6 protein-coding genes and 2 pseudogenes are annotated in these 6,149 nt (G+C 64.0%); 3 read left to right on the top strand and 5 right to left on the bottom strand.

All coding sequences use genetic code 11. The annotated features are described in order from the left end of the window. Positions 1–984: Y-family DNA polymerase (locus ACODTY_RS22965; RefSeq protein ID WP_488996490.1), on the bottom strand; the 984-nt coding region annotated here is incomplete at its 3' end. Next, a complete protein-coding gene (locus ACODTY_RS22960; RefSeq protein ID WP_488996489.1) occupies positions 899–1,660 on the bottom strand; it encodes an ImuA family protein in 762 nt (253 codons plus the stop codon). The genes ACODTY_RS22965 and ACODTY_RS22960, both read right to left, overlap by 86 nt. A 203-nt stretch (positions 1,661–1,863) precedes the next feature. Between ACODTY_RS22960 and ACODTY_RS22955 the strand changes: the two genes are divergently transcribed. Continuing rightward, entirely contained in the window at positions 1,864–2,235 is a 372-nt protein-coding gene (locus ACODTY_RS22955; RefSeq protein WP_488996488.1) for a hypothetical protein, read from the top strand. Between the two features lie 21 nt (positions 2,236–2,256). Here the strand turns inward: ACODTY_RS22955 and ACODTY_RS22950 are convergent. Further along, positions 2,257–2,661 (bottom strand): annotated as a pseudogene (locus tag ACODTY_RS22950) (3'-5' exonuclease); the annotation flags it as partial. Positions 2,662–2,687: 26 nt separating this feature from the next. Further along, a pseudogene (locus ACODTY_RS22945) lies at positions 2,688–2,933 on the bottom strand (UvrD-helicase domain-containing protein); the annotation flags it as partial. Between the two features lie 308 nt (positions 2,934–3,241). On the opposite strand from ACODTY_RS22945, the gene ACODTY_RS22940 reads away from it, so the two are divergent. Beyond that, positions 3,242–4,135: an aminopeptidase P family N-terminal domain-containing protein gene (locus ACODTY_RS22940; RefSeq protein ID WP_488996487.1), complete on the top strand. Its 894-nt coding sequence runs from the start codon at positions 3,242–3,244 to the stop codon at positions 4,133–4,135. Further along, positions 4,081–4,581, top strand: coding sequence for a M24 family metallopeptidase (locus tag ACODTY_RS22935; RefSeq protein ID WP_488996486.1), 501 nt, complete (start codon positions 4,081–4,083; stop codon positions 4,579–4,581). The genes ACODTY_RS22940 and ACODTY_RS22935 overlap by 55 nt, the downstream gene beginning before the upstream one ends. A 141-nt stretch (positions 4,582–4,722) precedes the next feature. Here the strand turns inward: ACODTY_RS22935 and ACODTY_RS22930 are convergent. Beyond that, positions 4,723–6,149 (bottom strand): ABC transporter substrate-binding protein (locus tag ACODTY_RS22930; protein WP_488996485.1); only part of this gene is annotated, 1,427 nt, incomplete at its 5' end.

The raw sequence follows: 6,149 nt of genomic DNA, 5'->3' as shown, positions 1-6,149 counted from the left end.
GAAGCCCGGATCGATCTTCTCGATCTGGTCGCAGAGGAGTCGGGTCAGGCGCCGGGCATCGCGTACCGGCTGCGCCGTGCCGACGCGTACCGCCTCGACGCGGGCGTCGACGCGATGGCAGACGAGATCGAGGCGGCGGGCGCCGAGGCCCTTTTCCTCGAGCGCGGCGCAAAGCTGGTCGGTGAGCTTGCCGATGTAGCGGGCAATCGTCTCGGCAGCGCCGATGGGTTCCGCGAAGGCCCGCCGCACCTCGATCAGATCCGCTGGCCGGATCGGCTCGATCGGCTCGGCAACTTCGCCGAGCGCCTGGTTGAGCCGGCGCGCTAATTCGGGGCCGAAGCGTAGCGTCAACGGCGCGCGCTGCTGCACCAGCAAATCGCGCACACGCTCGAAGCCGAGGACCCGGAGATCGGCCGCCATCCCAGGCGGCAGGCGGAGTGCCGCGAGCCGCAGCGGATCGAGCACCGCCGCGCCATGTCTCGGCGGCGCGATGACTATAGGATTGGCGGCGAACCGGGCGAGCGCATGGGCCGCGCCCCAGGTGTCCGCCACCGCGGCGCGCGCGGTGACACCTGACATGGCGAGCCGACCGATCAGGGTTTCGATCATGGCCGCTTCACCGCCATGCAGATGGTCGGCGCCGGTCGAGTCGATCACGATGCCGTCCGGCGGATCGGCCGCGACGATCGGCGAGACGCGCTGGAGCACCCACAGCGCCAGCCGTTCCAGCGCCTCGGCATCGGCAACGGGATCGGCGTCCATGGTGATCAGGCCGGGTACCAGGATCTGGGCCTTGGTCGCGGGCATGCCGGGGCGCAGCCCAGCGGCTCGGGCGGCGGCATCCGCTGCCGTGATCACCCGCCGGTTCCCGTCCCGGCCGATCATCACCAGCGGCGCCTCAGTCGGAGGCGCGGCGTCGCCAGCCGTCCGCCGCAGCCGGTCGGTCGCCCAATCCGGCAGGTAGAGCGAGACGACCCGTCTCATCGCAAGCCTCCAACTCGATATCAGCACTCTCGCCCGCCTTGGCGCGGATCAGTTCGACAAGCCAGCGATGGCGGCCCACGCCCGGAACCGGCAGCGGCTCGGACGGAAGGACGGAGACGCGCCAGCGCGTCATGGCGGCGGTCGGCGCGCCGAAGTCGGACGCATCGCTGTGCCGACGCCAGCGGCGCAGCGCGATTCCGATAGACCCGGTGCCTTCGGCCGCAAGCTGAAGCCGGCGCGAAGCGGTCATCGGCAGCCGGGCGATCTCGCCGACGACGGCGCCTAGCCCGCCATGACGAAGACCTTCCTCCATACAGGCCAGGATGGCCTTGTCGTCGCCGGCCTCGACATAGACGACGCGGTCGGCGGCAAGGCCCGCCTGCGCGAGCGCCGGAGCGAAGAGGTCCGGCTTGGCGATGCACCAGAGGGTCTTGCCGGTCGTGCGCCCGGCGATCCCGGCGACGAACAGAGCTGCCGCCGCGCAGTCGATCGCGCCGTTGCCGCCGCCGGCGACTTCATGCAGCGCGCCGCGTGCCAGTCCGCCGCCCGGAAGCCGCGAATCGATTTCGGGGAGCCCGAACGGAAGCACCGATTTCGCGCGCCGGAACCGCCCTTCGAGGCGGGCGATCCGCTCTCGAAGCTCGATAAGAGTTGAATGGGGCGCCGAGGCACGCATCTATCCCTTGAAAGCTGTTCTGGTCGTGGTATGTTCTATGTTTGTTCTCATCCTGACAAAGAGTCAACGGACTCGTTGGAACGGGATGAATGCCGAAGCGGGACCGCGGCGGCGTGCGCGTCGGGAGAAACGGCCGGAACCGTCCGGCCTTGTAATTTCGCGTTCGATTCCAATCTCAATGAGAGACAAAAAAGAGAACAGGCATGGCGGCTTTTCAGGTCAGGATCGCGTATCTCACGCCGTTGAAGCGATCGCGGCATTATTTCCATCAGCTTGTGCTGGCGGCCGACCGGCAGGGCGCACTTGCGGAAGGTCGCACGCTGCTCAAGAAAAGGTCTCCGGAGGCGCGCATCGTTCATGCGGCCGCCAATCTGCGTCCCGACAGCAAGGATGCAGAGGCTGCGATCCGGGCCGGATGGCGATACCGCGACGGATGGTGGTCCCGGCCGATCCGCGCCGGCGACGATCTGGCGGCGATCGCTGTTCATGGTTTCGCCGACGGCAAGGCGATCAACGCACGCAGCACCGCCGGCTGTGTCGATATCGACCGTCACGCCGAGCGAATGGCCGCGTGACGGCGGAATACCAGGACAGCGCTATCGCCACCTCCCGCGCATCTTCGTCTTGAGATCTATCCAGACCTCGGGCTGCGGTGCCCTGCCGGGCGCGTCCGATGGCGGCGGCCAGGAAATCTGTTCGAAGCGGTCGAGGATGTAGTCGGGAATAAACCGCGTGCGCGATGCGTAGACATGCCGGTCTCCCCGCGCCGACTGCCCGCTGACATAGAAGCGCTGCGGGGTGACCAGATGCAGCGAATCCTTCGCCCGCGTCATGGCGACATAGAGCAGCCGGCGTTCCTCTTCGAGATCGTCGCGCTCGCCGACCGCCAGGTCGATCGGAATACAGCCATCGACGGTGTTGAGCAGGAACACCTTCGTCCACTCCTGGCCCTTGGCAGAATGGATCGTGAGCAGGATGAGATAGTCCTCGTCGAGGTGCGGCGATGCGCTCGGCGTGTCATCTCCGAGGCGGCCCGGCGAGAAAAAGTCATGAGAAGGATGCGTCGAGGATCGGCGCCCTTCACGATCAGGTGCGCGACCCTGTGCGCCAAGGTATTGGTCTTGCCGGACCCGGCGCCTGCGATGATCAGCAGCGCCTCCGCAGCCGAACCTTCGCCGTGGACCACGGCGGACCGTTGCTCGGCGTTGAGGCTGGCAAGGTAGTCGTTTGGCTCTGGGGCGGCCACGGTCGAATCAAGGACAGCGAGGTTCATTGCGCGAATGAATCGTGTTTCCGTTTCGTTCGCAACAAGGATCGGACGGCGCCGTGCGCGTGCTCTGTCGAAAACGTTCTCGGTCCGATGTGCTCTTTCATCTTGCGCTTGTTGAATGGCCCTGGGCCGACCGAGCCGCGCAGCTTGTCTTTGGTAGACGACTTGGTCGCCTTCACATTGGCGACCTCTTCTGCTGCAATCACAACGCTCATAACCCAAAGTTGTGGGGATTCCCGAGAATTTCGGAAGTGTGAGATTTTTGTCTTTCTGCGAATATCGGGGCACGGCTGGCAGGAAACGAACCCACCATGGACCGGCATTATCGCGACAACCGCAAGATCGATCCGACCCGCGGCGCGGCGCTCGCCGACGGCTCCGCCAACGACATGGACCGGATGGAGATCGGGCCGACCATCCTCGCTTACGACGAGTGGGCCGCAGCCGGCTTGCAACTGCCCGACCTGCCCCGGATGCGCGAGTATCGCTGGAAGCGGCTTGTTCAGTTCATGCAGGCCAGGGACTATGGCGGGCTCCTGCTGTTCGATCCGCTTAACATCCGCTACGCCACGGACAGCACCAACATGCAGCTGTGGAATACCCACAACCCGTTCCGGGCGGTCCTGATCTGCGCCGACGGCTACATGGTCATCTGGGACTACAAGAACGCGGTCTTCCTCACCGAGAACAATCCGCTGATCCGGGAACGGCGAAGCGGCGCCAGCATGTTCTACTTCGACCGCGGCGACAAGCTGGACGAAGCGGCCGATACATTCGCCAACGAAGTCCGGGAGTTGATGCAGCTCCATTCGGGGACCAACAAGCGGCTCGCCGTCGACAAGATCATGATCCACGGGTTGAGAAGCCTCGATGCCCAAGGCCTCGGGGTGTTTCCCGGCGAGGAGCTTACCGAGAAGGCGCGCGCCGTCAAAAGTCCGGACGAAATCCTGGCCATGCGCTGCGCCGTGCATGCCTGCGAGAAGGCGGTCGGCGAGATGGAGCGCGCGGCGCGAACCGGCATCCCTACAGGCGGGATGTCCGAGGACGACATCTGGGCCGTCCTGCATGCCGAAAACATCCGCCGGGGCGGGGAATGGATCGAGACCCGCCTGCTGGCGTCAGGCCCCCGCACCAATCCGTGGTTCCAGGAATGCGGCCGCGGATCGTTCAGGAGAACGAGATCGTCGCCTTCGACACCGATCTGATCGGCTCCTACGGGATATGCGTCGACATTTCGCGCACATGGTGGATCGGCAACGAGAAGCCGACTAACGAGATGGTCTATGCCATGCGCCACGCGCACGAGCATATCGTGACGAATATGGGGCTGCTGGCGCCGGGGGTGAGCTTCAAGGAACTGGTGTTCGGCGGCCATCATCTGGACGGCGTGTTCCAGAAGCAGAAATACGGGGCGAAAATGCACGGCGTCGGCCTGTGCGACGAATGGCCGTTGATCACCTATCCTGACCGCTATGACGATGGTGCGTTCGAATACGTCCTCGAACCTGGTATGGTCGTCTGCGTGGAGGCCTTGGTCTCGCCGGAAGGAGGCAGCTTCTCCATCAAGCTCGAGGATCAGGTCCTTGTCACGGAAACCGGCTACGAGAATCTGACGAGCTATCCGTTCGACCCCGCTCTGATGGGTGAGTGAGGCGTCTTCAACGACGATCGGGGCATTACGCTAAGCTCGCGCAGGCAGCGCTCGCCGCCCCCTTCGCTCTCGGAAATCGATCAGGGCGACCCGGTCTAGCCGGGCCGCCCCGTGCTCGGTCCTGGGCGGCATCGGAAGGGGTCAGGCGTCTTCCTTGAGCCAGACCTTGCCGTAGTCGCGCTCGAACGTGGGGTGCATCCTGTCGTTCTGCACGGCCTTGGTGAAGTGGCAGTAGAGCTTGCGCCAGTAGGGCTGGATGATGATGCCGGACTCCTGCAGGATCTGCTCGATGTCCTTCATCAACTCCTTACGCTTGGCGGTGTCCGGAACGGCAAGGGCTGCATTGATCTTCGCATCCCAGTCAGGGTTCGACCAGGCGGACTCGTTCCACGCCTCGCCCGTGCGGTAAGCCACCGCCAGCACCTGAACGCCTAGAGGCCGCATGTTCCAGTTCGTGGTGGAGAGGGGATACTTCGTCCAGTCGTTCCAGAAGGTCGATCCGGGCAGCACGGTGCGTTTTACCTTGATGCCGGCGTCGCGCCATTGCGCCGCGATGGCATCGCCGGTGTTTTTCTGCCAGTCTTCGTCGACGGTAATCAGCTCATGCTCATAGTCGGCTTTGCCGGCCTCTTGCAGCAGGGCCTTGGCTTTCGCCGGATCGCGCTGGATTTTCGGAAGCTCGTAATACTCTGGATGGATCGGGGCGACGTGATGGTTCTCGGCAATGGTTCCAGCACCTCCATAGCCGAGCTGCAGGATGGTCGGGTTATCACAGGCCAGTTGAAGGGCCTGGCGCACCTTCTGGTCGTCGTAAGGCTTATTGGCGACATTGGTCCGGCACACGATCGTGGCGGCCGTCACCACCTCCGACTTTACCAGATCCATTTTGTCTAGCACGGAGACATACTCGGCGGTCGTCTCGAAATTGGTGTGCACCTCGCCAGACTCAAAGGCGCTGACCATCGCTGACGGGTCCGTGCCGTAGTCGATGAACTCGATGCCGTCGAGAAACACCTCGCCGTCCCACCATTTGTTGTCAGTGCGTCGCTTGAAGGTTACCTTTGCGCCCACATCGTAGGACACCAGCTCGAACGGCCCCGTGCCGATCGGGCAGGACTTGAAGTTGGCGCCTTTCTCGTCAAAGGTCTTGTGCACCAGCAGGCCGGGATAGTCGCACAGGTTCGGGATAAGGGCGATATCCGGCTTGCTGAGCTTGAGCTTGACCGTCATGTTGTCGACCCGGGTGACGGCGCTCTCGTCGAGCTTGTCGTCCTTCACCAGACTGCCGAGCCGCCCGGGCATCGAATTGCCTTCCGCCTTCTTGTCAGCCCATCGCTTCAGGTTGAAGATCACGTCGTCGGCCGTGAAGGCGTCGCCGTTCGACCATGCCACGCCCTTGCGCACATGCAGCGTATATTCCGTCGCGTTCTCATTCACGTCCCAGCTTTCGAGCAGGTACGGGCGGAACGTGTAGTCGGCCGTATATTTCACCAGCGGTTCCAGCGCCTGGCGCTCGGCGTTCGAGATTTCGTTCCAGTCCGCCGTTCGCGGATCCTTGGGGTCCTTGA

This window comes from Mesorhizobium sp. FG116 (assembly GCF_057809835.1).
The sequence above is the reverse complement of the archived record's forward strand: the minus strand, read 5'-3'. Positions and strand labels throughout refer to the sequence as shown.